This window comes from Bifidobacterium catenulatum DSM 16992 = JCM 1194 = LMG 11043, from assembly GCF_001025195.1.
In the GTDB taxonomy this organism is placed as follows: domain Bacteria; phylum Actinomycetota; class Actinomycetes; order Actinomycetales; family Bifidobacteriaceae; genus Bifidobacterium; species Bifidobacterium catenulatum.
This window is the reverse complement of record NZ_AP012325.1, coordinates 1,229,840-1,255,960: the sequence shown is the minus strand read 5'-3', so window position 1 is coordinate 1,255,960 and position 26,121 is coordinate 1,229,840. Positions and strand designations below refer to the sequence as shown.

Genomic DNA, 26,121 nt, shown 5'->3' with positions numbered 1-26,121 from the left:
TGTTCGGTTGAGGGCGAGTGCAAGAATAGAACGTATGACTGAAAAGCAAGTTGCGAAGAACACCATCGAAAAGCTGGCTATCGTCGTGGTGACATACAAGCGTCAGCAGCTGCTCGCCACCCTGTTCGAATCCATCGAAAAACTCACTGTGGCACCATGGCGTATCGTCGTCGTTGACAACGAGCACAGCGATGCGACCCAAGGCATGGTCGACGATTTCCGTGAAGCGGTCACCGCGCAGTGGGGCAATACCATCGCCGACCAATCGGGCAACGAAAGTCGCGTGGTGTATGCGCCTCAATCCGACAACCTCGGCGGCGCAGGCGGATTCTCCGCAGGTGTGAAGAAGGCATATGAGCTGGGATCCGAATGGTTCTGGGTGATGGACGACGATGTGGCCGTGATGCCCGAAGCCATCGAACGACTTGCCAAGTGGACCGGCAGCCATGATGTGATCCAAGGCAGCCGATACGACTATGACGGCGGCCCGTTCTACTGGCAATACGATTTCATCATTTCCCTCGGCATCCCCAATCCGATCGCTCCGGCCGCATTCGGACGCCCCGGCTACCGCGTGATGGACACCCTGTGCTTCGAGGGGGGTCTGTTCCGCCGCAACATCGTCGAACAGATCGGCTTGCCGGATCCGCGTTTCTTCATCTACTGGGACGACACGATGTACGGCTACCGCGCCAGCAAAGTCACCAACCCGATTGTGGTGCCCGACGTGATCCTGCGCCGCACTCGTGAAATCGGCAATTGGGATATCGCCGGCGTGCGCCAGCTCAACTCCACCTCTGACATGAACCGTTACCACATCATGCGTAACCGAGGCTACATGGCGCGCTATTTCATGGCGTTCGGCGATTACCGTCCGCTGATGTTCGGTCTGGGTACGCTGCTGACCGCCGCCAAGGAAGTCATCCGTCTGGTGATGGTGGACCGAGAGCATGTGAAGACCGGCTTGGTGCAGATAGCCAAGGGTTGGTGGGATTCACGCAAGCTGCTGCATGATCCGGATTGGAAGCCGATGCCGCCGCTCAAGTGATGCGGTTGCGCCGTCTTCAGACGGTCATCTTCTTACGATTCGCCCCATGCCGATGCGTTGAGTTGACATGGGGCGAATCGTTTGCAGAAAAAAGTTGCAGAATGAATCATTTCATTGCGAAAAATTATGCAATCGTATTCACCATTTATGCTTTTTCGGCGCGTTTTGGGGCATGGGGCGAGTTACTATGGCGCTTACCGGTTCGATAACACCCACTATGTACCTTGATAGGAGAGGTCGAAGATGATTGAAACTGCACAGGCGTTTGGCGTTGACATTGGAGGCTCCGGCATTAAGGCAGCCCCGGTTAACCTCGAAAAGGGCGAGTTTGCCGAACCGCGTCTGAAGATTCTTACTCCGGAAGTTTCCACTCCGAAGGCCGTCGGTGAAATCGTTCGCCAGCAGCTCGAGCATTTCGAGGTTCCCGAATCCGCTCCGGTTGGCATCGCTTTCCCGGCGCCGATCCACGTGGGCGAGAAGCTCGGCTACATGGCCAACCTAGACCAGTCTTGGGTTGGCGTGGACGTCACAGAAGTGTTCTCCGAAGCCTGCGGACGTCCAGTCACCGTGGTGAACGACGCTGACGCGGCAGGCCTTGCCGAGCAGCAGTTCGGCGCGGCCAAGGGCCAGGATGGTCTGGTCGTGGCAACCACGCTGGGTACCGGTATCGGCACGGCGCTGATTTTCAACGGCGAACTCATCCCGAACACCGAGCTTGGCCACCTGGAACTGCTCAAAGGCAAGGGCGACGCCGAAAAGTACGCGGCATCCTCTATCCGTGAAAAGCTTGATATGGGCTACAAGAAGTGGGCCAAGCGACTGACCAAGTACTATTCCCTGATGGAGTTCTACTTGGATCCGCAGCTGTTCGTCGTCGGCGGCGGCGTGTCTCGTGTGTCTGAGAAGTTCCTGCCGTACATCGACATCAAGACCCCGATCGTTGCAGCCAAGTTGCACAATGAGGCTGGCATCATCGGTGCCGCGTACTACGCAAGCACCAAGCAGAAGTGATGCCGTGAACCATTAAGGTTCCCAACTTTCGTATAAGCGAGAGCCGTCCGATTCGTCGGGCGGCTCTCGCTTATACCGTCAACATTTGTGAAGCGAAGGCATACCATCTTGCTTGACGTAACGACTTGCGCAACCCAAGGAGTATGGTGGAGACCATGCGTTTTTCCTCCAGAGTCGATATCAGCGAGCCCAATCCCATCGCCAAAGCGGAAGCGGAAGCCAAAACAAGCGGCATCACGCTCGGCAAACTCAACGACTCCAATCCAACCAAGCATGCGCTCGCGCCGGAACTTCTGCCAGACATATATGGCGCTGAGCCACACGGCCAACGGTATGCGCGCGAAGCGTTGGCCGCATTCCTTCAAGGGCGAGGCAATGATGTTGCCGTCGAAGACCTGTACATACTGAGCTCAACGTCCGAAGCATACTCGTGGCTGATCAAACTCCTGTGCGACGCCGGCGATGCTGTGCTCGCGCCGAAACCCGGCTATCCTCTCATCGAATCGATCGCACGACTCGAATGTGTCGACATGATCGAATACCAGCAGCGATTCGACGGATCTTGGTACATCGATGTGGCCGAACTGCGCGAAGCACTTGAAAGTGAAGAAGGCGAATGTATCCGCGCACTGGTACTCATTAACCCCAATAATCCGACTGGTTCATATGTCAAACCGTCGGAACGTGAAGCCATCGTGCGGCTTTGCCACGACCATGAGGTGGCCATCATCGCCGACGAGGTGTTCTACGACTACGATCTGGAACCATTCGACGGCAACGCGCGTCTTGCGGGAGAGAAAGGTGCATTGACCTTCGCGTTGGACGGGTTTTCGAAAACGTTGGCCGCGCCGCACGCCAAAGTCGGTTGGATCCAAGTATCCGGCCCGGCAGGAGAGGTGGAAGAAGCCAGGCGCAGGCTCGACGTGATCGCCGACGACTATCTGCCGATGAGCGAAATCATCGCCAAACAGATTCCCCTCATGCTGCAGGAGGCTCCAGCTCAGACTACGCGCGTAAAAAACCGCGTGCAAGCCAATCTCACCGCATTGCATGCCATGCTGAACGCCGACAAAAACGGTATGGTCAGCGTATTGCGTGCCGAGGGTGGATGGAACGTGCTGTTACGCGTGCCGAGCGTACTCGACGAGAACGAGCTGGTATTGGCCATGATCGAACGCCATGGAATTTCAGGCCAACCCGGCTACTTCTTTGATATGACTTCGAACGGCTATCTTGCGATTTCGCTGCTGCCGGAATCCGACGAATTTCGGCATAATGTGCAAGTGGTGCTTGACACCGTCAACACAATGATCGCTTGAATCGTGCCGCTGTGCCGCAATTAACGCCAATGACGGTACAGCGGCCAATACGAATCGATCGGAATATGAATCAGGCTTTGGCTGCCTCGTATTTGGCTCGGATGAGATCTGTGTAAAAGGCGACGGCCTCATGCGGGCCACCGTCGAACACCACCTGATGGTCGTCGACCACCAGTGTGCGGTCGATCGCATATTCCGCGCGTGTGATCAGTTCCGTGTCATGCGTGGCGAACACCACTTGCTTGTCGTAACTGAACAAGGCTTTCGCCACATGCGCGGACGCCACCTCATCCAAACCCTTAGTCGGCTCGTCGGCAACGATCGCTGCGGGAGAGAAGCTCAATGCGGAAGCAATCGCCAGCAGATGGCGCTTCTCGCTGTCCAACGCGGAAGCAGACTCGCGCGCGACCGCAGCCAAATCGAAATGCGCAAACAGATTGCCGATAATCGCCTGACGTTCGCTTTCCGGCACCTTATGCTTCTTCAACGGCTCATCAATCGCCTCACGAATGGAATCCGCCTTGTAATAACTGTTCGGAATCTCCTCGCGGCGAACACGACCAATCATCGATTCGATACGTTTCAGATCACGCTTCGCCGACGGGTCGTATGCAACGCCATCCGCGTCGACGCGTACCGAACCGGACGTCGCGGCCAACGCGCCATCCAACAACTGCAATAACGTGGTCTTACCGGAACCATTCAGCCCAATCACGGCCACACGCTTGCTTTCCGGAGTGATCGTCAACGACGTCGGCTTCAAACCGATATTGCCATCCTCATACGTGTGGCCGGCCTGGTCAAGCGTGAACGTGACATCACGCGCCCCCTCGGGACGCTTGGATGAAAACAACGAATCGAAAAAACCCATGCTGCCCATTGTACGGGCGCGCCGAACCCGCCGCATACGAAACGAGGCCGGAAACCCAAACCCCCGAAAGGAGTTCAGATTCCAGCCCCATCAAGATTCGCGAACGCTTACGCGTCAGTCGAAATAGAATCCCGAGAAATCGTACTTGTACACGCGATAGATGTACGCGCTGTTCAACGTCATCTTGAACTGCACCAACAGATCGCCATCCTCGTTGTACTGGCCGAACAGGCCCTTCATGCCCGAATCGATGAGAATCTGTCCGTTGTCCAATTCCTGTGCGGAACTGACATACGGCGAATACGGCACGTCGAACGACGACACTTCCGTATACGTGCCTGCATTCTCGTCGACCAGATATTTGCGATACTGCGACTTCGCCGTGTCAGAAGACAGTTCGGTCGAGATACCGTCGATCACCGTCCAGTCGAAATCAGGACGCGTCAGCGAAGTGCCGAAATTATTGTCGAACATGTACAGGTAATACTGGCCGTCAGGCAGCGAATCATCGGCGACGTATGTGATGGAATGCTGTCCGCCGGTATCGGAAAAATCTCCGTCTTTCGCTAGGAAACTGCTGACCTCATCGGTGCCTGCCCACACGGACGGCTCGCCGATCATGTAGTCGACCGTCGGATCTGATTCCAGATCATCCACTTTGATGATGGTGGACGTTTCGCGTGCGGAGAATAACGCGGAACCATCATCCAACAGTTGGATGGTGTTGCAATGCAGCCAATCCCAACGATTCTGGGCGCTCGAATCCGACTCGTCGGTTCCCGCATGCGTGGTGGAGGCCTTATAGTCGGCGAACAGTTCGCCGAAATCCACCAAGCGGGTCACACTGCCGGTGGAAGTGCTGAGCTTGATGACCTGATCTTGCACGGCATTGTCGTCGCGGCCCATTTCGGTGGCCAACAGCACGATGTCTCCATTGGCGTCCATCGCGTAATCGTGGTGCAGAATATAGTCGGATCCAAGATCATAGATCTTCTCCAACTTGCCGAGACGGTTCATCGCCGCCATGTGGTGCGTGGAAGCGGAGAACCACATGAGCCCGTCATCGTCGAACAGCAGACGATGCGAACGATAGTAGAGCACGGGAATCTCACCGCGCAGCACGCCGTTCGTATCATAATAGAACATGAAGTCCTGCTCGTCGGAATCGTTGCCGAGTATGGCATACAGGCCATCGCCCAAGTCTTCTCCGGAATCAGCTACGACGGTCTGCTCCAGCTGTACTTCCTCATTGCCAAGCAGGGAAGTGCCCCTGTGTTCGAAGGTATGCGTACGGGATTTGCCATCGGCGTTGGTCAACGTGATGGTGATGGTGTTCTTTTCCCGGGGAATAAGGCCGAGTATCTGGAATTCATGGGTTTTGCTGTATTGCGATTGCTGGTAGGCGTCACGGGTGAAATCCGCGTAGCCGTCCGCATGCACGGTATAGGATACGGATACCGAGTCGTCGGTGGTGAAATACACATACAGCGACGTGGTGTTGGTGCCGTACGGATCCTCAGTGACGAACATGTCATCTTCCGTGGCGGCAGACTTGCTTTTTTCCTGCTCGAGCTTGTCGTCGGCCATATTCTGATAGTCGGCTGTGTACACATTCTCGATACGTGCGTTCAGCCGTTCGATCCTGTTTTGTCTGATGGCCGCATCGACGTTGTCATAGCTGGCGAGACAGACGCCCAATGCGATGACCGATGCTACCACGGCCGCGGTCCAGCGTCTAACACGAGGATGGTTAGACAGAAGTGGAAGCGATTTCATAGCTGATGTCTCCAACAAGGGTTCATCTCATAGCGAACAGTTACGACACCACTATTATTCGCAAAACTCGGAACAAACCGGAGATTTTATTGGACAAACCGTAATAAAACCCTGAAATAACCCTGAAAACGCCGTGCCTCATATCAGGGTGAACCACGACTGCACGTCATGGAACAAACCGGAATTATTGCGTATCAGCTCGTCGTCGCGACCATATAGGAACAACGACAACACCGTCACCGCCAACATGAACAGCAGCAGCGCCAACACCAGTACGCGCAACAGCCAGCACAGCCGCGGACGGTCGCAATCCAACGCAATGAGCAGCAGAGGCAACGAAGCCAAGGCGAACAGCCAACCGAAATCGGCGATGTAGCGCCACCCAAGACCACCCAAGCGCGCGTCAAGCGCCACAATCAGCAAACTCAACAGCAGGAACGTCGTCAGTGTACGCCACATACCGGTATGACCACGAGCGCGCATATGCCGGCGTAGGAATGGGCATGCCAGCGAAGCCAATGCGAGAGGCGCCATGGCGAACAGGCCTCCAGGCATCGCCTCCGTGAACCCCCAATCTTTCAATGGGGTGGGGTCGACGGCAAGGAACGGGAACATATTCGTCCAACGCAACGGCAAAAACAGATAGTATGCGACCGTCCAAATGAAATTCGACCACGACTGATGGTAGCTCGTCATATCCGTGACCGTTATCTGATATGACGAACCGAAATCGAATGGCGAGGAGAAACGCACCATGTTATAGGCGAACAACGGCACCACTACAACCAATGCGGGCACCAGCACGGCCAAAGGCGCGCGCAACGCATGCAACATGGCGCAGGCGCGCCCATGCGCGCCAGAAGCGAACACGCCATCACGCAACTGTTTGGCAATCGCACGAATCTGCGGCCAGAACAACGGAAACGCGGCGAACGCCACCACCACAAACGACGGACGACAACCCACATTCGCAGCAATGCACACCGAGCCGGCAGCCAAACGAGGCAGCGACAACGAGCCGACCGCATTCACCTTGCCATCCTCGCCAGCGTTGGCCGCGGACGGACGTTCGGCCCCCAACCACAGCCACAAGCCCAACGTGCTCAACAACAAAGACGCTGCGATCGGCACCGAATAGAAATTCGTCCGATACCACAAATACGAAGCATTCGACGCCAACAATACAAACACGCACAACATGCTGACCGCAGCCACCGAAACATGCGGACGCACACGCTTGATCACACGAATCGTCAACAGGCATGCGAACACCAAAAAACCAAACATCAGCAACGGCACCGCGGCACCCGACGGCATCATCAGACCACCATCAACCCACAACGACGTCACCGCACGATACGGCACAAACAACAGCAACGCCGGCACCACACCAAAATACGAATACCAACGCCCATTGAAAAACGCATAATCCCAATACACAGGGCTCACGCCATCGGCAAGCAACTGCTGACGGGTCGCCACATCATACGGATTATCCGCATCACGCAACCCCTGGGGCACATCCAAATCAAGCCACGCATGACCATCAAGCAACGCCCGAGCCACATGATCATATTGATCGTAATCATACGTATACATGCCATCAGTATGAAAGCTCAACGGTACGGCAGACACCAACTGCCACACCACCACCGCGGCGGTCGCCACCCCCGGAATCGCCAGCAACACACCCAACGCCACGCGCTGGCGCACACTCGACGTATCCAACGGCACCTTCCACAAACGCGAACCAGGGCGCCACAACGCCACCAACACCAGCGCCAACACCAACAACGCCACACGCAGCGGACTCACCGAAAAAGGCACACGCACATTCGCACGCACCGCCTCAAACGGAATCAAAGACCCCTTCGGTTCCACCACCTGCACACGCACCGTACGACCAGCCGCAGCCCTCACATACAACGAACGAGACGAATCCAACGACACCGAAGTAAGCTCACACGCCCTACGATCAGCATCAGGACGCACACGCACCGTACGCAACACGCGCTCACCCTGCTGCTCAGCCCCCTGCAGCACCTCATCAGGAACAGGAACAACACGCACATAATCCGATGAACCATCCGCCGCCACCTGCAAATACGCCTGCGTCGGATCAATAACCTCCAACAACCCATCATCACGACGCTCAAGCCCTGGCCCCAACGTGTTATACGCAGCCGCCGAATCACCCGACGCCGCCAACGACCGGAAAAAAGGCACATTACACAACACGCACTCAACCAACACCACCACAACAAAAGCGGCTACAATAGCTGCGCGCACACGATGACGCGCCTGAAAACGCTGTTTCGAAAAAACCACAAATATTATTCTAAAGGCTGCATGTCGCATTGAATTGAAAGAATGGCCCACATGTCACACCTCACACCAGCATCGCCATCAGCACACCATCCGCATCAAGGACGGACCATGCTCAACCACGCCATGCAAGGGGTACGACAACTCATCAACCACAACAAACACCCCCACAACGCCACCGATACCAACCCCTTCGGCAAAGCCCTTGACACGCCAGATGACATCGTCGGCGAACTCACCCGCAACGCCATCAAACTCAACCCGCTCATCAAACGACGCATCATCAAAGGTTTCGAAGGCGTGCCAAACACACTCCAACTCGGCTGGGCACAACTACCGCAAACCCAAGGCAAAGCCTTCTCCATCGGCCTATTCACCGACACCAACCACTTCGCACAAATCGCGCTCGCCGACAACAAAGCGCGCGTCTTCGCAGGCACCGATCCTGAAATGGACGTGCAGGAACTGGACCCACGCTTCATCTTCGTCAAAGAGGAGACCCTCACTCTGCCGGACGGCCCACGATTCGGTCATGCTGCGAACGGCACGCCAAAAATGGTACGCGCATCACAAGGCGGTGTCGTAGGGCGCATGCCCGGAGGACGCATGATGTGGCTCGCGTCCTGGCTCAAGGTCGGCAACCGCTACACGCTTGAACAGATGCGCGCCAACCTGCCGGAAGCCATGCGATTCGACCTAGAATACCGTGACGCCATCGCCATCGCGTTCTTCGCGGCCTACATGCTGCCGCAAATGAACGGACTACTCGTAGGATTCGGCACGGGCAACATCTTCCGCAGGCTCAACAGAGAAGCGCCGATGGGCGCGATCCGCCGATCCATCAGAGACACGATGAGTGCCCGCTCGCACGGCATGCGTGCCTCCGGACTCGAGGATTATTTCGCCGACCTCATGCGCGAGGCCGGTGCCCTCGACAAAGACCAAGGCCTTGAGGCCGTACATGGTGCGGAACCGCTACATCTGTACACGTCCAGTTATTCCGGCTGCTACTTCTTCGCATGGGATTCCACGTTGCCGTTCTCGGCATCGTTGCGTGCGCTGAACATCGAAGGCAATCTCAACCGTTTCGCCGCAGTCAGCTCATGGTTGGAACGCAACGCCCGTATCGGCAGGCTCCCCACGGAAGACACCGTGACACGAGCCGAAGCGGCGCAGATCGACATGGCGTTGCTGGAAAATCCGGCGTTGATCGCATTGAAACCGGATGACGAATTCGGCGCAATCCTCGACTCCCGGCAGGATGATGGCGTGCAGGCCGTCATGCGTCTGGTGGACATCGCCTCGGAAACCAGGCGTTCCATTGCCGAAAACACGAAGGGCGGCACGGATGGCGTCGCCTTAGGCCGCGAAGGCGGTTCGGAATGGGTGTACCGCCAGACAATGTCTCGGCTGCTGCGCAGCATGCGCCTTCCATACCGTTTCGACGTGGATTTCCGATGCAGCCTCAAGGACGGCAATATGGCGATCGGCTTTACTTCCGCAGGCGTTTCCATGATGCCGTCCACCAGATACGATGCGACACGCCATGCATGGGCGGACATGACGGACGCCGAACGCGCTCGCATGAGCGCGGACTACAATCTGCGTGTCGGACTGATGATGGCCGCGTTGAGTTTTGGTGCCGATCCAGGCATCCAGCGCGTATCGATGCACATTGATTCGATTGGTTTGGAGGAGGCCGTGGCCGAGCAGGATTCCGCCATCAGCGAGCTGATGAGCGAGGCATTGGCCGCGTTCGAACGAATCCGTACCGGAGATATGGGCGTTTCCGGATCCAAAGCCGATCCGAAGGACGGCGATTTCCATGGGGATCCGTCTCGGCCAGTGACGCCGAAAACCGCTGACTTGGGTGCCGATGACGGTGACGGCGATGATGCGGACGATTCGCTGAACAGCCAGTTCGAGGCTCTGATGAAAGATATCGACTTCGACGAGATGGCGTTTGCGGTTCCTGACGAAGCCTCAAACGAGTCCACCGGCGAGGAGGGCGATTCCGAGCATTCCACGCATGATGGTCTTGATGCTGGTCTGATCGGCTATAACGATTTCGACGGGGATGGCGACGATCCGTTGAGCCAGCTTCGCAAGAATCCAACCGTGCGCAATCTGGTGACGGTCACCTTTACCAGAAGCGAGTTCATGGAACGGTTGGGTGAGTGCGGACTGTCTGATCCGACAGGCACGTACCGCATGTTCGGCGCGGAAATGGATGTGGATGGTCTTGGAGCGTTGAAGCCGGTGGATGCTGCACTCGACCTGCGTGACAGCCGTTTCTCTCCGGCGGGGAGCCAGGAGGAGCCCGAGCTTTCTGACGCCGCGTTCGACCATGATACGGCGCAACTGTTTGGCTGCCGCGACATGTCAGGGCTGTCCATCCAACGTGTGGATCTGCTGCAGCGCGCGGTTGGCGAATTCCATAGGATCGCGCAGGACCCCCATCTGGAATCGGTGGCCAAAGCGAAGCAGGCCATGGACGTCATCAATGCCATCTCCGACCCTGAGTTAACGGCCCTGGCTCCGCAAGTGACGAGCGCTCTTATTGATGGTAAGGACACGCCGGATTTCTCATTCCGCGTGGCTGACGAGCTCGATGCGGAGCGCATCAAGGCGAGGGATCTGCTGTTTTCCGGGCAGATCGATCAGAGCGTGGAATTGGCCGAAGCGGCGCTGGAACGAATGGATCAGCTGTTCGTTTCGAATCCGGGCGTGCCACGGTATTTCAACTCGTATGCGGAACGTGTCATCTATAACCGTATGTTTGCTACGGAAGGCGAACGTACCGTGCTTATCCCTGACAACCTGTTCTATGCGCATATGGAACTAGCTGACGTGCTCGCACAGGTCAAAGGAGTCAAGGCCGCGCTGCCGCATCTCAACGCGATGGTGCGATACGCGCCTGCTTATCCGCTCTCACACCTTAAACTGGCGGTGCAGTTGGCACGCTCCGAGGATTGGGATCCGGCTAGAGCCGCATGTCTCAACGCGTTGCATGTCGCACTCGACCGTGAGGATGCATCGTTCGCTTACTATAGGCTCGCCTACGCGGAATGGATGTGCGATCATTTCGACATTGCGGCCGCCTCATATATCATGAGCGAAGAGATCGCTCCGGGGCGTATCGCCATGTTGGAAGGTGAGCTTCAGGAATTAATCGGACGCGCGCAATCGCAGTGCATTCCAGTGCCTACCAATGTTCCGGAAGCCATGCATGTGCTTGCGCAGGCTGGACTGCCGGTATGGCCCAACACGCGGGTTGCGTCCTTGGTGCGCAAGGCCGCGCGAGTCTGCGTGGACGAGGGCATGTTCGTGCCGGCAAGAACGCTTTCGGTGGCCGCATCCAGAATGGATGACGAGGAACGAGACGGGGCCGACGTGGTGCAGATGCAGTTCCTGAGATCGTTGAACAACTGACTGACGCCATCCGGAGCGAATAATTCAGCGTCGACGGCACGTTAATCGAACATTTGTGCGATACTGTTTGAAGTGTCGCCGACCGACAGTACTGAAAGCACATCGAAAAACGTTGACAAGGTAGTGACAATGACAAGGCATGACGATTCCGAACAGCTCGCATGGGATTTTGACGCTTCCGAAACGGATGGCGGTGCCGCGGGCACGTCGACGCCCGTGGCGGCAGATGGGGGAGTCGCCTCATATGCGCCGGGAAGCGAACGGTGGATCGCCGCATTGCAGGCGACTGATGCGGACGCCATGCGACTGGACAGGCTTGACGTTTCGTCGATGAGTGCTGAAGCCGCGGCGCGATTGTGGGCGCGAGTGGCAGCATGGGTGGAATCCGATCAGATTGCATACTATATCGATGATGCGCCGGTTTCGTCTGATGCGGCCTACGATGCGAGAATGCGCTGCCTACAGGCTTTGGAGGCGCAGTTTCCATCCCTCGACTCTACGCAATCGCCGACGCATCGTGTTGGGGGCACCTTCTCCAACGATTTCGCATCGGTGCGTCACCCGTCACGCATGATGAGTCTTGACGATGTCTTTTCGCTTGAGGAATTACGCGAATGGTATGACAGTGTCATCCGAGGCCTTGATTGGTCGGATACGAAGCCGCTGCCAATGACCTGCGAAGTGAAGATTGATGGGCTTGCGCTCAATCTCATCTATCGTAATGGCGTGCTTGAACAGGGTCTGACCAGAGGCGACGGTGTGACTGGCGAAGATATCACACTCAATGTGCGCACCATCTCCACCATTCCGCAGAATCTTGCCGGACCAGAGGAGGATATTCCTGAATTTGTGGAGATCCGCGGTGAGGTTTTCATGCGATGGGATGATTTCAACACGCTCAACAGGGAAAGCGAGGATGCGGGACGCGCGCCTTTCGCTAATCCGCGCAACGCGGCCGCAGGAAGCCTGCGTCAGAAAGACCCGCGCATCACCTCCACCAGAAGGCTTAGTTTCTACGCGCACGGTATCGGCACGCTCCAATGGGGTGCCAAACGCGGCGACGGACACGATATCGTCAACAACCAATCCGAGGCGTACGAGCTATACAAGAAGTGGGGCATACCGGTCTCTCCGCACAACCGTGAAGTCACCACATTCAGCCAAATCCTCGACATGATCGACTACTACGGCGAGCATCGCGGTGACATCGAGCATGCGCTCGACGGCATCGTCGTGAAAGTGGACGATCTGGGGTTGCAGCGGTCGCTGGGCGCGACCTCGCGTGCGCCACGTTGGGCCATCGCCTACAAGTATCCGCCCGAGGAAGTCAACACGGAGTTGCTCGACATCACCGTGCAAGTGGGGCGTACCGGCCGCGTGACGCCGGTAGCCATTCTGAAGCCCGTATATGTTGCGGGTTCAACGGTATCGAGAACCACTTTGCACAATCCGTTCGAGGTGGAACGTAAGGGCGTGCTTATCGGCGACACCGTTGTGGTGCGCAAGGCAGGCGATGTGATTCCCGAACTTGTAGGTCCAGTATTGGAACGTAGGGAAGGACGTGAGGACCAGCTGCGCCGTTTCGTGATGCCTTCGCAGTGCCCGAGCTGTGGGGCACAACTCGCTCCAGCCAAAGAGGGGGACAAGGACATCCGCTGCCCGAACGTGGAGTCCTGCCCGGCACAGTTAACCGAACGCATCATCAACCTGGCGTCCAGAAAGGCGTTCGATATCGAACATCTGGGTGACCAATCGGCCATCGCGTTGACGAATCCGGAAGAGGATCGCCCCGATTCGGTGGCGATCTACGCGCCGAACATCACGGAAATCGTGGTGGCACCGGGGCAGGAGCCAGAACCGTACGAGCCGATGGAAGGGCTGGAACTGCCGGCCCGGCAAACGCCGGTGTTGTCCAGCGAGGCCGGTCTGTTCTCGCTGACATCCTCCGATTTGCAGGATGTTCGCGTATGGCGAGAAGCGCCAATCATCGAAATCCACGAAACCGTCGGCAAGAACGGTAAACCGAAAAAAACACGCAAACGTATCGGCGGATCAGGCCTGTGGCATCAGGTTCCGGCGTTTTGGACGACTCCGACAGTGGCGAGAAAGCGTAAGGACGAAGTCGATGAATCCGCGGAATATCCCGGATATGATGTGCCTGAGGATGCCATGGTGGTCCGAGAGGAAACCAAGGTGTCGCGTTCCGGAGCATCCAGCGTGCAGCCGGTATATATACGTCCCGCGGAAAACACAAGGAAAATGCTTGACGAAATTGACAAGGCACGCCACGCCGACTTATGGCGTGTGCTTGTGGCCCTGTCCATCAGGCGACTCGGTCCTCCTACGGCACGTGTTATCGCCAATACGCTCGGATCGCTTGACGCCATCGAACGCGCCAGTGTGGACGAACTGTCACAGATAGACGGCATCGGTCCGGAAATCGCGGAATCGGTAGTCACGTGGTTCGCATCGGCCAAGGAACCAGGCGATTGGCGCGGCACGGTGTTGGAAGCATGGAAGGCTGCTGGAGTCGGTGCGGAGCAGGTTGAAATCAGTACACTACCGCAGACGCTTGAAGGCAAAACAGTGGTTGTCACCGGTTCGTTGATTGACTTCTCGCGTGACTCCGCCAAAGAAGCGATTATCTCCCGCGGTGGAAGAGCCTCAGGATCCGTCAGCAAGAAAACCGATTGGGTGGTCATTGGCGAAAACGCCGGTGCCAAAGCCGCCAAAGCAGAGGAATTAGGCGTTCCCATGCTAAACGAGGACCAGTTCAAAATACTGCTGGAAAATGGAACGGTGTGATACCGGCACGTCAAACTGGCAACGTAATCGCAAGAAAGCTCTGGCATGCCGCGCCTCCAGACGCTAGTCTGGTACGCGGCTAAAGGAGGAACCATGACCGACGAGCGCACCATCGAAGCGCGCATCTATGAGCGACTCAGCAAAGTAATCGACCCGGAACTGGGTCGATCTGTGACTGATCTGGGCATGATCGCAGCCATCGACGCGATACCGGTGGAAGGTAAGGCGAACACCTATGAGGTTCGTGTGGAGGTCGAACTGACGGTAGAAGGCTGTCCATTATCGCAGACCATCACCAACCAGATCAACGGAGCGGTGGCATCCTACCCGGATGCAACGCTGCTGCCGCGCATCGAAGTCGGATCTATGAGCCAAGACAAGCTCACCCAACTCGTTGCCGGTCTCAAAGCCGAGCGCAAGCAGAATCCCTTCAACAAGCCGGGCATCAAAACCCGTATTTTCGCCATAGCATCCGGCAAGGGCGGTGTCGGCAAATCGTCCGTCACCGCGAATCTTGCCGCCACTTTCGCGGCGCTCGGTTACGATACGGCCGCCATTGATGCCGACATCTATGGATTCTCGCTGCCGCGACTGTTCGGCGTGCACGCGCAACCCACCAATCTGAATGGCATGCTCATGCCCGTCACCGCTTGGGGAACGAAATTGATTTCCATCGGCATGTTTGCGGGCGCCGATCGCGCGATTCTTTGGAGAGGGCCGAGACTGCAGCGTTCGCTCGAACAGTTCCTTTCAGACGTGTGGTGGGGTGAGCCCGACGTGCTTCTGCTTGACTTGGCTCCAGGCACCGGCGATATGGCGATTTCCGTGGCCCAGGCCTTGCCGAACGCGGAACTGGTGGTGGTCACCACGCCGCAGCCATCCGCATCCGACATCGCGGTCCGCTCCGGCCTGGTGGCGCTGCAGGTGCCGATGAAAGTACGTGGTGTTGTGGAAAACATGAGCTATTACGAGCACAAGGGTGAACGTCTGCGGATTTTCGGCGAAGGCGGCGGCGCGCGCGTGTCGGAACAGCTGACCGAAAGCCTCGGCTATGACGTTCCTTTGCTAGCTCAGCTTCCGTTGGAACCGGAATTGAGGGAGACTGGTGAGGCCGGACGTCCGGCCGTGCTGAATGAGGATGGCTCATTACGTGCCGACGATATTGGCGAGACATTCAGGAACCTAGCTGGATCGTTGATGCGCAGGCCCCTGTAAAACTCTATGGAACCGTGTCCCCGTACTGCATTCAGTATGGGAGGGAAACCAGCGAAGACAGGCCATTGCAAAAAACCGAGCGTATTCCATACCGGAAACGAAGCGAAAATGAAACGGCCCTTGTGAAAATCTTGTGCCTTGTGTAGTATCAAGCGCAGACACGGGGGCCGTATGGCTGAGAGGAAGCAAACGCTTCGACCGTATGAACGTATACCGGGTAATGCCGGCGCGCGGACGTCTCTCCATTCCCGTGCCTTGTCAAAGAGAGAAAGGCACATATCCTATGATTGAAGAAAAGCAGTCTTCCGTAGTGCGCAAGCACAACAACAAGTGGCGTGTAGTCGATATTGTCGTGGCTGCCATCATTGCCGTTGCGTCCGGTGTGATCTTCTGGGGCTGGGACATTGTCTGTACCGCACCACTGGCTCTCTTCGGAGCGGTGACCCCTGGTTTTGAAGGATTGCTTAACGCCTTTTGGCTGTTCGCAGGTCCTTTGGCGGCCATTATCGTGCGCAAACCTGGTGCCGCGTTGTTCGCGGAAACCCTTGCCGCCGCGCTTGAGCTCACCATGGGCAACCAGTGGGGTGTCGGCGGCTCGCTGATCGTCGGCATCATGCAGGGCTTTGGTGCGGAAATCGGCTTCGCAGTCTTCGCCTACAGGAAGTGGGACCTGCTGTCCACCACCATTGCCGGCGCCCTCGCAGGTATTGGCTGCGGTCTGTACTACTGGATCACCAACCCGGCCTGGAGCACGGTGCGTGCCAGCATCTACCTAGGCACCTCCATCATTTCCGGTGCAGTGCTCGCCGGGATGGTGATGTATTTCCTACAGCAGGCCATCGCCAAAACAGGCGTGCTTGACCGTTTCGAATCCGGTCGTGCGCAGGTTCTGGTCTGACGATTCGTTTGTGAAGTCCCGTATCACATTCATGGTGAGTGGATACGGGACTTCTTTGATGCGTGTTCGCCTTGCGAATGTCAAATGCAAAAGGAATGAAAGAACGATTCATGGGTACTGATGCAGAAAAAGCGTTTTCCGCAGCCGGGGTGGTCGCACGCGATTGGGGATGGCGGCATGCCTCACGTAAGGATTTTGCGTTAAGGCATGTGGATTTCACCATACAGCCGGGGGAGCGCGTGTTGCTGTTGGGCGCTTCCGGTGCCGGAAAATCGACGTTGATGGCCGGTCTTGCCGGCGTGCTCGGCGGTGATGATGAAGGCGAACTCGAGGGTGAGCTGCTGATTGACGGAACGGATGCCCGCCATTCGCGCGGGCGCTCAGGATTGGTATTGCAGGATCCCGATGCGCAGACGATTCTGGAACGTGTGGGAGATGATACTGCTTTTGGTTGTGAAAATCTGAATCTGCCAAAAAATGAGATTTGGAGCAGGGTCCGTTCATCACTCGACATTGTTGGACTTGGCTATATGAAACTCGATCGCTCCACGCGCAGGCTTTCTGGCGGGCAGCGTCAACGTCTGGCTTTGGCCGGCGTACTCGCCATGCATCCCGGGCTGCTGTTGCTTGACGAGCCGACCGCCAACCTTGATCCGGAAGGCGTCAAGGAAGTGCATGATGCGGTACGTGATGTGCTTGACCGAACCCATGAAACCTTGGTGGTGGTGGAGCATCACATCGACGTATGGCTTGATTTGGTGGACCGTGTCATTGTGCTTGGCAAGCCGGAATCCGATTCGCATGTCAGCGGAGTCATCGCCGACGGCACTCCGGAAGAAGTGTTTGGCAGCATGGCGCCGGTATTGACAAAAGGTGGTGCCTGGGTTCCGGGGCGCACCGTCGAAAGCCATATTCCCGAATCCAATCAGTCGTCGGGAAATGTTGTTCTGCGAACCGAGGATCTCAGCTTCGGACGTGAATTCGCGCTTGGCGAGCATGTGAACCTCGCGTTCCATGCCGGCGAGATTACCGCCCTGACCGGCAAAAACGGCGTGGGAAAATCCACGCTCGCTTTGACTTTGGCTGGCTTGCTCAAGCCGATTTCCGGTCGGGTAAGTATGGATGAAAGCATGGTTCCCGCACATAGGGAGAACAACGTCTTCACATGGAAAAGCAGGGATCTTCTTGGGCGAATCGGCATGGTGTTCCAAGAGCCGGAACACCAGTTCGTCACGTCCAGCGTGCGCGACGAAGTGGCAGTCGGCCCTAAATCCATGGGGAAAACCGATGACGAGGCCTACGCCATCGCCGATATGATGCTAGAACGGCTGAACCTCAAACGGTTCGCCCCAGCCAATCCATTCACGTTATCCGGCGGCGAGAAGCGTCGCCTTTCCGTGGCGTCCATGCTTGCCGCGGCGCCGAAGGTGTTGGTGATGGACGAGCCGACATTCGGTCAGGATTTCACCACATGGACGGAAATGGTCAGGCTGATAGCGGGCGCGCGCGACGCGGGCTGTTCCGTCATCATGGTCACTCATGACGAGCCGTTGATCGAAGCGCTGGGTGCGCGTCGCATTCTCGTAAGCGAGGGGGAGTGAGATGGAACAGTTGAAAACCATCAGCGTGGTGCCGCATAAGGAACGTCATGATGACGCCAAGCCGGCGTCGCCGTCATGGTTTGTAGCGAAAATTAATCCGGTCAGTCGTTTCGTCGGTGCGCTGATATTGTGCATTCCCATGTTCGTGACGTTGGACGTGGTTTCCGCATCGGTGGCGTTCGCGTTGGAGATGCTGCTGCTCTGGATTGGAGGCGTCGCTCCATGGACGGTGCTTCGTAAAACCTGGCCGGTATGGGTCGCAGCTTCGGGAAGCTTCATTTCCGTGTCATTGTATGGCAAAACATCCGGTGCCGTGCTAGTCAATCTTGGTAATGTCATTGTGATCTCGCAGGGATCGTTGTATTTGGCGTTGGCCACGTTCCTACGTGTGGCGGCCATTGCCGTTCCCGGCGTGATCCTCGCGCTTGGCCTTGACCCGACCGATCTGGCCGATGGTTTGGTGCAGATTCTGTATTTGCCGTCACGATTCGTATATGGCGGTTTGGCTGGCATGCGCATGTTCACGTTGCTGCAGGATGATTGGCGTGCGCTTGGGCAGTCCCGCCGCTCTCGTGGCCTAGGCGACGGTAGCGCCATCAAGCGCGTATTTTCCCAGGCGTTCAGCCTATTGGTTGTGTCGATTCGACGCGGCACGAAGCTGGCCACCGCCATGGAGGCGCGTGCTTTCGGATCGGATGCTCCACGTAGTCAGGCCCGGGAATCACGTTTGAACGCCGTCGACTGGCTGTTTTATGCGATTTGTGTGGCAGTGCCAGTGATTGCGTTGTCTTGCGCTTACTTCACGGGCTACTGGCATTGGGCTTTCACCGGTACCGGCAATTGATCGAACAGATGATCTCATAGCTCGAGATTGTTGGATTTGCGGCGATTGCAAAAAGGACGTTTCATTCATTACACAGAATGGAACGTCCTTTTTGTATGTTTTTTCTTAAAAAGCGTGGCATCCGCTACTTGGCGAGTTTGTCGAGCAGCAGCGCCTCGGTGATCACGTTGTTCTTCAGACTGGGCAGACTGATGGACTCGTTCGGGCTATGCGCGTTGGCCTTCGGATCCTCCGGCCCGGTAACCAAGACTTGGGCCTTCGGGAAAATACGCTGCAATTCCGGAATGAACGGAATCGAACCGCCTTCACCCTTGTTGACAGGAGCTACGCCAAAAGCCTCTTCCATGGCTTCCATGGCATCCTTGGTGGCTTCGGCATTCGGATCCATGGCCCAGCCCATGCCATTATCAAGCTTGTCGACCCACACCTCGGCACCGAACGGGGCATGCTCGACCATGAATGCGGCAAGCGCCTCCTGGGCCTCTTCCGGACGCTGGTTCGGGGCGGTGCGTAGGCTGAGGCGGAACGTTGTTTCAGGGGAGATCACATTGAAGGATCCTTCCACCGGATGCGCGTCAAAACCGATGACGGTCACGCTTGGTTTGGTCCACAGGCGTGCGGCCAAAGAACCGGTGCCGGCTAGACGGTAGGAATCGACGATGCCGGCGTCCGTACGCACGGTTGCCTCGTCCATGTCTCGCTGCAGTCCGCCGATTGGATCTTCTGAGGCGACGCCCGGTACCGCCAGATCGCCGTGTTCGTCGTACATGGAGGCGATCAGCATGGCTGCGAGCGTGTTCGCATCGAGGATCGGTCCGCCGTACTGGCCGGAGTGCACTGGGTGATGCAATGCCTTGACATGCACGTCGATGTCGGTGTTGCCGCGAAGTGATGTGGTGAGGGAGGGGATTTCCGCGGACCAGTTGCCCGAGTCGGCGACGATGATCACATCGGAGTCGAATTCGTCTTTGTGTTCTTCGATGAAGGGAATGAAGCTTGGTGAGCCCATTTCCTCTTCGCCTTCAACGAAGACTTTGATGTTGACTTTCAGATCGTCGCCGAGAGCCTGCAATGCGCCTGAATGGATGGCGATGCCGCCGCCATCGTCGGCCGAGCCGCGCCCGTACAGGCGGGTGTCGATTACAGTGCCGACGAACGGGTCGGTGTTCCATGCGCTGGCGTCGGGTACCGGCTGTACATCGTGATGCGCGTACAAAAGCACGGTCGGTGCATTCTCATCGACAATCTTCGAACCAATGACTTCCCAAGCGCCCGGGGTGCCATTAGGATTGTGGGACTGCACCACTTGGGCGTTTACGCCGACCTTGCTGAGCTCTTCGGCCACAAATTCGGCGGATCGTTTCATGTGATCCGCGGTGATGCCTTTTGCCGAAATGGACTGTAATGCGATTTTCTTGTTAAGCACGTTGACGATGCGGTCAAAATCCGCTTCGACTCGTGATCGAACTTCTTCGACAGGTAAAGCTGCCATATTGCTCCTTACAAAGACGCGCTGCCATACAACAACGCAGCGTGATCATATGCGTGTAACGAATGACCATTGTATCGGTCTCAATCGGCACGTCCAATTGTTGACAGGGCAGGGCCAAGGCGTCGATACGTCACTTTACGCTCTATAGGCATGAGTTTGTTTAACAAGAAGGAAGAGACGGCGCAGGAGCCTGTCGAGACCAAGGTTGCGGAAACCACTTCCGGCAAGGGTCGTCCGACGCCGAAGCGCAAGGATGCTCAGGCGCAGAATCTTCGCCCGTTGGTTCCCAAGGATCGCGAGGCGAGCCGTAAGGCCGCCAAGGCGCGTATGCGCGAGCGTGAGAACGCCGAGTACGATGCCATGCAGAAGGGCGACATCAACCACATGCCAAAGGCAGAGCGTCTGCCATGGCGCATTTACATCCGTGACTACGTCGACGCTCGTTTTAACCTCGGTGAGTTCTTCATTCCGGTTGCGTTCGTCATTCTGATCGGTTCGATTTTCGTGACATATCAGTGGCCTGCGTTGGCATTGCCGTTGATGGTACTCATGTATGTGTACCTGTTCGCGGTGATCATTGACGTGGTGATCATGTGGCGTAAGCTCAAGAAGAAACTCATTGAGAAGTTCGGCGAGCAATCCGTGGCCAAGGGCATGCGTTCTGGTTCCTATGCGTGGAGCCGTGCGATCCAGATGCGCCGTTGGCGTCTGCCGAAGCCGCGTTACGATAAGCGTGGACACTGGCCGGAGTGATCGGCTCCTGCCGGGAATCGCGGCCATCGTTTTTTCAAGCCGTCGGCGAAAACCGGCGGCTTTTCCATTACCATGTAACCAGTTGTAACGCACGAATCAACGAGGACAGACATGACTGAACAGCATTTCGACATCGTCATCATCGGAGCGGGACCAGGCGGATATTCCACGGCACTACGAGCTGCCCAACTTGGCAAAACGGTGGCATTGGTAGAACGCGACGACACGTTGGGCGGCACTTGCCTCAATCGCGGGTGCATTCCATCGAAGGCGTTGCTGACGGCCGCGCATAGTGTAGAGAACGTACGTCAGGCGGAGCGTATGGGCATCAATGTCGCATTGCAGAGCATTGACTTCGGCAGGTTACGTGACTTCCGTATGTCCACGGTGGAGACGATGACGAAGGGATTGGCGGGATTGCTGTCGCACCGTGGCGTCACCGTGTTCCGTGGCGAGGCACAGCTGAAAAATGGTCATGAGGTGCATGTTGCGCCGGCCTTGGGAGAGACGCAGGTTCTGCGTTCCATCAAGGCGGGAGTAGGGGAACCTGTAGGACCTGAACTTACGATCTCAGGCGGCGATATTGTTCTCGCGACCGGTTCGCGCCCGCTGCCGTTGCCTAACGATCCGTTTTCCGGAGCGTTGATTGATTCGACGCAGGCTCTGGAATTGGACACGTTCCCATCCAGCGCGGTGATTATCGGCGCTGGCGCGGTGGCGTTGGAATTCGCATCATTGTGGAATGCGTCGGGATGCAAGGTGACCTTGCTCATTCGCAAGGATCGCGTGCTGTCGTCTTGGGAGAGGCGGGCTTCGATGACGTTGACGCGTGAGCTCAAACGCCATGGCGTGAATGTGGTGGCGCGCACGTCGGTAAGTCATGTGGACACTGGAGCAAACTTGGGTGCTACCGTGCACTACAGGCAGGGTGATGACTGTGAGGAGCTCACCGCGTATGGCGAAGTGGTGCTTGCTGCCATTGGCCGCATGCCGAACACCGATGCCGACTGGTTCGCTTCCAACGGCATCGCATTGGATGAACGTGGCTATGTTCTGACCGATGCGTACGGGCGCACGAACGTGGAAGGCGTATGGGCTTTGGGAGATATCACGCCGGGGCATGCCTTGGCGCACCGTGCGTTCGAGCAGGGCATCACCATCGCCGAAACCATCGCGGGACTTGATCCCAAACCTGTCGTCGACGAAACCGTGCCGCAAGTCGTGTTTTCCTTCCCCGAGGCGGCAAGCGTCGGGCTTACGCTCAGCGAGGCGAAATCACGTGACACCATTGTCGATCCGCAGGAAACCGCATATCCGATGCTGTCTAACTCGCGTATGCTCATGAGCGGGGAGGGTGGATCCATGACCATCGTCAGCGGTGCGATGACTGACGCTCCTGACGTTCCTCTTGTGCTTGGAGTGCACATCGTCAGTCCGATAGCCAGCGATCTGATCGCGGAAGCCGAACAGCTGGTCGGTAACCATGTACCGCTTGCCGACGCGGCAAGGCTCATCCATCCGCATCCTACGTTCAGCGAATCGTTCGGAGAGGCGCTGCTCAAAGCGGATGGCAGGCCTTTGCACACCCGATAATCCTCGTCAATAAAGGGGAAACAGCGGAAATCATACGATATGGCATGGTTCCTGATAAACTACCGTTCCAGTGTGAGTAACCGCATAACCAAGTGAGGAAGTCGATGGCAGACAAAGAAGAGCCAAAGAAGAAGCAGAGCACCATCAAACAGATCATTCAGATCTTCAAGTACACCCATGCCGAAGACAAGGCTCTTCCGTGGCTGTGCGGAGGCGTGTTCGTGGCGCCTATCATCGTGTTCGTGGTACTTGGCATCGTATTCAAGTGGTCGGTGATTGGATGGATCACATCCATGATCCTGGCCGTCATGCTTGGCCTGCTATTCGCCACCATGATGCTCACCAACCGTGCCGACAAGGTTGGATACGCCAAGCTTGAAGGCCGTCAGGGCGCTGCCATCAGCGTTCTCGGCAACATCAACAAGGCTGGCTTCAACTTCCCGCAGGAACCGGTGTGGGTTGATCCGAAGACCAAGGATGCCATCTGGCGCGGTACCGGCTACAACGGTATTTATCTGTTGGGCGAAGGCGAATACGGCCGTGTCAAGCGTGCCATGGATCGTCAGGAACAGAACATCAAGGGCGTGACCGCCGGATCCGATATTCCCGTCTACCGTATTTACGTCGGCCAGGGTAAGAACCAGACGAGCCTGAAGAACCTGCGTAAGACCGTGCTCAAATGCAAGAGCTACCTGCCGACCCACCACAAGAACAAGTTGGTGGCCGCCATCCATCCGAAGAGCCGTTTCATACTCACCAAAACCGAGTTGAACGTTCTCAACGAGCGTCTGCGCACTCTGCAGATGAAGAACGGCATGGGCATTCCGAAGGGTGTCGACCCGATGCATCCGCAGCGTGTCAGCCGTCGTGCCATGCGTGGCCGCTGATGCCCGGGATTGACAATCCGGTATAACGTGCAGGAACCTCGATTGATATGCAATCGAGGTTTTTTTATTTCATCTTTCCATGAGCCTACGTAAGGTTTGGAAAAGAACTGGCGTTGCGGACGGTGCGACGACACGAATGTCCACAAATTGAACGGTTTTGCGCAAGCGAATATGAGCGTTCGTAACAATTGAATCCCAGTTTTCTGCGAAATCATCCTTCGAATATGTCATTACGAAACATTCTCGTAACCCAATTGGCGAGTGAGCGAAACGCACGTTCCTAGACTAAGAGCCTGTAAGTTACTTATTCGAAAGGAGCGGTCCCGTGACTGCACTTGAAACCAAGGCTGATGCTGAGGCCCTTATCAACCAGGAAGGCATCGAGTATGTCTCCGTTCGCTTCACTGATCTGATCGGTGTTCAGCAGCACTTCACCGTGCCGGCAAGCGAATTCCTGAAGGACGCCTTCACCGACGGCATGCCGTTCGATGGTTCCTCCATGGAAGGCTTCCAGGCCATCAACGAGTCCGATATGAAGTTGGTGCCGGACGTTTCCACCGCATTCGTCGATCCGTTCCGCAAGCACAAGACCCTCGACGTGGCCTTCTCCATCGTCGACCCGCTGACCGACGAACCGTACTCCCGCGATCCGCGTCAGGTTGCAGGCAAGGCCGAGGCCTACCTGAAGTCCACCGGCATCGCCGACACCGCTTCCTTCGCTCCGGAAGCCGAGTTCTTCATCTTCGACAAGGTGCGCTTCGAGAACAGCATGCAGCGCTCCTTCTACGAGGTCGACTCCATCGAAGCTTCGTGGAACTCCGGCGTCGACACCGAAGACGACGGCACCCCGAACATCGCATTCAAGAACCGCGTCAAGCGCGGCTACTTCCCGGTCCCGCCGATCGACCACACTCAGGATCTGCGCGACGACATGGTTGCCAACCTGCAGAAGGTCGGCCTGATCCTCGAGCGTTCCCACCACGAGGTCGCCGGCGCTGGCCAGCAGGAGATCAACTACCGCTTCAACTCCCTGCAGCACGCAGGCGATGACCTGATGAAGTACAAGTACGTCGTTCACGAGACCGCCGCTCTGGCAGGCAAGGCCGCAACCTTCATGCCGAAGCCGATCGCAGGCGACAACGGCACCGGCATGCACTGCCACCAGTCCCTGTGGAAGGACGGCAAGCCGCTGTTCTACGATGAGAAGAACTATGGTGGCCTGTCCGACCTCGCCCGCTGGTACATCGGCGGCCTGATCAAGCACTCCTCCTCCGTACTTGCCTTCACCAACCCGTCCCTGAACTCCTACCACCGTCTGGTTCCGGGCTTCGAAGCGCCGGTCAATCTGGTGTACTCCGCACGCAACCGTTCCGCCGCCATCCGTATTCCGCTGGCCGGCACCTCCCCGGCTGCAAAGCGCATCGAGTTCCGCGCTCCGGATCCGTCCTGCAACCCATTCCTCGCATTCTCCGCACAGCTGATGGCAGGTCTGGACGGCATCCTGAACCACATCGAACCGCCGGAGCCGGTCGACAAGGATCTGTACGAGCTGCCGCCGGAAGAGCACGCAGGCATCAAGCAGGTTCCGAGCTCCTTGGCCGAGGCCATGGACGCCCTTGAGGAAGATCACGACTTCCTCACCGCAGGCGACGTCTTCACCGACGACCTGATCGAAACCTGGATCGGCATCAAGCGTGGCGAAATCGACCAGGCTCGTCTGGCTCCGACCCCGCTGGAGTACGAGCTGTACTTCCACATCTGATAGGCGAAGCCCCTGAGCCCTACTGCCGACTGGAAAACAGCGGTTACAGAATAGCTCAGGTAACTTATAAGTCGCTTATGCGTGGCTTCAGACGCATGCCCCCACACAAACCATTTGGTTTTATGTGGGGGCATGCGCTTTTCACGTCGAGTTCTCCGGCATGGACTCTAGCCAGTTGTCCAGGTCGCGCCGCCAGACAAACTGACCTCGACAAGACCATCGGTATTTATCAGGAGAGTGAGAAGGTGCTCAGTGAGGATCTTCCGGTAATTCCGTATGTGGCATACGAACGTGGCCGCAGCCTGTGCGAAGGGTGTACATGCCGACTACTACTACATGGTAGTACCTGAATACTACTGTCACCAAATAATATGATGATCATCTGAAACATACGAAATCATACGTTTCGAAATACATCACCGACTGCAATTCATATCCGTGCGGTATGAGCATGCATAAGTATGTTTATGCCGCACGGTCATATTGTGT

The 26,121-nt window shown here is 56.9% G+C and carries 17 protein-coding genes; 13 read left to right on the top strand and 4 right to left on the bottom strand.

The window, feature by feature from the left end; genetic code table 11:
• Positions 1 to 34 precede the first annotated feature (34 nt).
• From BBCT_RS05415 to BBCT_RS05405, 3 genes are all read left to right on the top strand, one after another.
• Positions 35 to 1,048, top strand: coding sequence for a glycosyltransferase family 2 protein (locus BBCT_RS05415; protein WP_003834568.1), 1,014 nt, complete (start codon positions 35 to 37; stop codon positions 1,046 to 1,048).
• A gap of 243 nt (positions 1,049 to 1,291) precedes the next feature.
• A complete protein-coding gene (gene ppgK, locus BBCT_RS05410; RefSeq protein ID WP_003834570.1) occupies positions 1,292 to 2,059 on the top strand; it encodes a polyphosphate--glucose phosphotransferase in 768 nt (255 codons plus the stop codon).
• Between the two features lie 155 nt (positions 2,060 to 2,214).
• Complete coding sequence (locus BBCT_RS05405) at positions 2,215 to 3,378, top strand: pyridoxal phosphate-dependent aminotransferase (protein WP_033513393.1); 1,164 nt, start codon at positions 2,215 to 2,217, stop codon at positions 3,376 to 3,378.
• Between the two features lie 70 nt (positions 3,379 to 3,448).
• Here BBCT_RS05405 and BBCT_RS05400 read toward each other — a convergent pair whose 3' ends face one another.
• The 3 genes from BBCT_RS05400 to BBCT_RS05390 form a co-directional block, all read right to left on the bottom strand.
• Complete coding sequence (locus tag BBCT_RS05400; RefSeq protein ID WP_033513385.1) at positions 3,449 to 4,249, bottom strand: ATP-binding cassette domain-containing protein; 801 nt, start codon at positions 4,247 to 4,249, stop codon at positions 3,449 to 3,451.
• A gap of 114 nt (positions 4,250 to 4,363) precedes the next feature.
• The gene (locus tag BBCT_RS05395) at positions 4,364 to 6,025 is read right to left on the bottom strand and encodes an aryl-sulfate sulfotransferase (RefSeq protein ID WP_003834574.1); all 1,662 of its coding nucleotides are present in this window, start codon (positions 6,023 to 6,025) and stop codon (positions 4,364 to 4,366) included.
• A gap of 138 nt (positions 6,026 to 6,163) precedes the next feature.
• Positions 6,164 to 8,383, bottom strand: coding sequence for a hypothetical protein (locus tag BBCT_RS05390; protein ID WP_003834576.1), 2,220 nt, complete (start codon positions 8,381 to 8,383; stop codon positions 6,164 to 6,166).
• A 93-nt stretch (positions 8,384 to 8,476) separates the two neighbouring features.
• On the opposite strand from BBCT_RS05390, the gene BBCT_RS05385 reads away from it, so the two are divergent.
• The 6 genes from BBCT_RS05385 to BBCT_RS05360 all read left to right on the top strand — a co-directional run bounded on the left by BBCT_RS05385 (position 8,477) and on the right by BBCT_RS05360 (position 19,145).
• A complete protein-coding gene (locus tag BBCT_RS05385) occupies positions 8,477 to 11,782 on the top strand; it encodes a tetratricopeptide repeat protein (protein ID WP_172620116.1) in 3,306 nt (1,101 codons plus the stop codon).
• A gap of 129 nt (positions 11,783 to 11,911) precedes the next feature.
• Positions 11,912 to 14,587 carry an NAD-dependent DNA ligase LigA gene (ligA, locus tag BBCT_RS05380; protein ID WP_003834580.1) on the top strand — a complete coding sequence of 892 codons (2,676 nt, stop codon included), beginning with the start codon at positions 11,912 to 11,914 and terminating at the stop codon, positions 14,585 to 14,587.
• Between the two features lie 93 nt (positions 14,588 to 14,680).
• Positions 14,681 to 15,802, top strand: a complete 1,122-nt coding sequence (locus BBCT_RS05375) for an Mrp/NBP35 family ATP-binding protein (protein ID WP_033513319.1) — start codon at positions 14,681 to 14,683, stop codon at positions 15,800 to 15,802.
• A gap of 283 nt (positions 15,803 to 16,085) precedes the next feature.
• Positions 16,086 to 16,700 carry an ECF transporter S component gene (locus tag BBCT_RS05370; RefSeq protein WP_003834583.1) on the top strand — a complete coding sequence of 205 codons (615 nt, stop codon included), beginning with the start codon at positions 16,086 to 16,088 and terminating at the stop codon, positions 16,698 to 16,700.
• 95 nt (positions 16,701 to 16,795) lie between these two features.
• The gene (locus BBCT_RS05365) at positions 16,796 to 18,301 is read left to right on the top strand and encodes an ABC transporter ATP-binding protein (protein ID WP_003834587.1); all 1,506 of its coding nucleotides are present in this window, start codon (positions 16,796 to 16,798) and stop codon (positions 18,299 to 18,301) included.
• A gap of 1 nt (position 18,302) precedes the next feature.
• Positions 18,303 to 19,145 (top strand): energy-coupling factor transporter transmembrane component T family protein, encoded by an 843-nt coding sequence (locus BBCT_RS05360; protein WP_003834588.1) that lies wholly within the window; start codon positions 18,303 to 18,305, stop codon positions 19,143 to 19,145.
• 124 nt (positions 19,146 to 19,269) lie between these two features.
• Here the strand turns inward: BBCT_RS05360 and BBCT_RS05355 are convergent, their stop codons facing one another.
• Entirely contained in the window at positions 19,270 to 20,637 is a 1,368-nt protein-coding gene (locus tag BBCT_RS05355) for a dipeptidase (protein ID WP_003834590.1), read from the bottom strand.
• A gap of 150 nt (positions 20,638 to 20,787) precedes the next feature.
• Here BBCT_RS05355 and BBCT_RS05350 point away from each other — a divergent pair, with 150 nt between their 5' ends.
• The 4 genes from BBCT_RS05350 (at position 20,788) to glnA (ending at position 25,632) form a co-directional block, all read left to right on the top strand.
• Positions 20,788 to 21,390, top strand: a complete 603-nt coding sequence (locus BBCT_RS05350) for a DUF3043 domain-containing protein (RefSeq protein ID WP_003834591.1) — start codon at positions 20,788 to 20,790, stop codon at positions 21,388 to 21,390.
• Between the two features lie 111 nt (positions 21,391 to 21,501).
• The gene (locus BBCT_RS05345; RefSeq protein ID WP_003834592.1) at positions 21,502 to 22,983 is read left to right on the top strand and encodes an FAD-dependent oxidoreductase; all 1,482 of its coding nucleotides are present in this window, start codon (positions 21,502 to 21,504) and stop codon (positions 22,981 to 22,983) included.
• 104 nt (positions 22,984 to 23,087) lie between these two features.
• Complete coding sequence (locus BBCT_RS05340; RefSeq protein ID WP_003834593.1) at positions 23,088 to 23,870, top strand: DUF4191 domain-containing protein; 783 nt, start codon at positions 23,088 to 23,090, stop codon at positions 23,868 to 23,870.
• A gap of 325 nt (positions 23,871 to 24,195) precedes the next feature.
• The gene (gene glnA / locus BBCT_RS05335) at positions 24,196 to 25,632 is read left to right on the top strand and encodes a type I glutamate--ammonia ligase (protein WP_003834596.1); all 1,437 of its coding nucleotides are present in this window, start codon (positions 24,196 to 24,198) and stop codon (positions 25,630 to 25,632) included.
• The last annotated feature ends 489 nt before the right edge of the window (positions 25,633 to 26,121 follow it).

Excerpts from the sequence above, each read along its gene's own strand:
- BBCT_RS05415 (WP_003834568.1), top strand. The coding sequence starts at position 35 with ATGACTGAAAAGCAAGTTGCGAAGAACACCATCGAAAAGCTGGCTATC.
- ppgK (WP_003834570.1), top strand. The coding sequence starts at position 1,292 with ATGATTGAAACTGCACAGGCGTTTGGCGTTGACATTGGAGGCTCCGGC.
- BBCT_RS05405 (WP_033513393.1), top strand. The coding sequence starts at position 2,215 with ATGCGTTTTTCCTCCAGAGTCGATATCAGCGAGCCCAATCCCATCGCC.
- BBCT_RS05400 (WP_033513385.1), bottom strand. The coding sequence starts at position 4,249 with ATGGGTTTTTTCGATTCGTTGTTTTCATCCAAGCGTCCCGAGGGGGCG.
- BBCT_RS05395 (WP_003834574.1), bottom strand. The coding sequence starts at position 6,025 with ATGAAATCGCTTCCACTTCTGTCTAACCATCCTCGTGTTAGACGCTGG.
- BBCT_RS05390 (WP_003834576.1), bottom strand. The coding sequence starts at position 8,383 with ATGCGACATGCAGCCTTTAGAATAATATTTGTGGTTTTTTCGAAACAG.
- BBCT_RS05385 (WP_172620116.1), top strand. The coding sequence starts at position 8,477 with ATGCAAGGGGTACGACAACTCATCAACCACAACAAACACCCCCACAAC.
- ligA (WP_003834580.1), top strand. The coding sequence starts at position 11,912 with ATGACAAGGCATGACGATTCCGAACAGCTCGCATGGGATTTTGACGCT.
- BBCT_RS05375 (WP_033513319.1), top strand. The coding sequence starts at position 14,681 with ATGACCGACGAGCGCACCATCGAAGCGCGCATCTATGAGCGACTCAGC.
- BBCT_RS05370 (WP_003834583.1), top strand. The coding sequence starts at position 16,086 with ATGATTGAAGAAAAGCAGTCTTCCGTAGTGCGCAAGCACAACAACAAG.
- BBCT_RS05365 (WP_003834587.1), top strand. The coding sequence starts at position 16,796 with ATGAAAGAACGATTCATGGGTACTGATGCAGAAAAAGCGTTTTCCGCA.
- BBCT_RS05360 (WP_003834588.1), top strand. The coding sequence starts at position 18,303 with ATGGAACAGTTGAAAACCATCAGCGTGGTGCCGCATAAGGAACGTCAT.
- BBCT_RS05355 (WP_003834590.1), bottom strand. The coding sequence starts at position 20,637 with ATGGCAGCTTTACCTGTCGAAGAAGTTCGATCACGAGTCGAAGCGGAT.
- BBCT_RS05350 (WP_003834591.1), top strand. The coding sequence starts at position 20,788 with ATGAGTTTGTTTAACAAGAAGGAAGAGACGGCGCAGGAGCCTGTCGAG.
- BBCT_RS05345 (WP_003834592.1), top strand. The coding sequence starts at position 21,502 with ATGACTGAACAGCATTTCGACATCGTCATCATCGGAGCGGGACCAGGC.
- BBCT_RS05340 (WP_003834593.1), top strand. The coding sequence starts at position 23,088 with ATGGCAGACAAAGAAGAGCCAAAGAAGAAGCAGAGCACCATCAAACAG.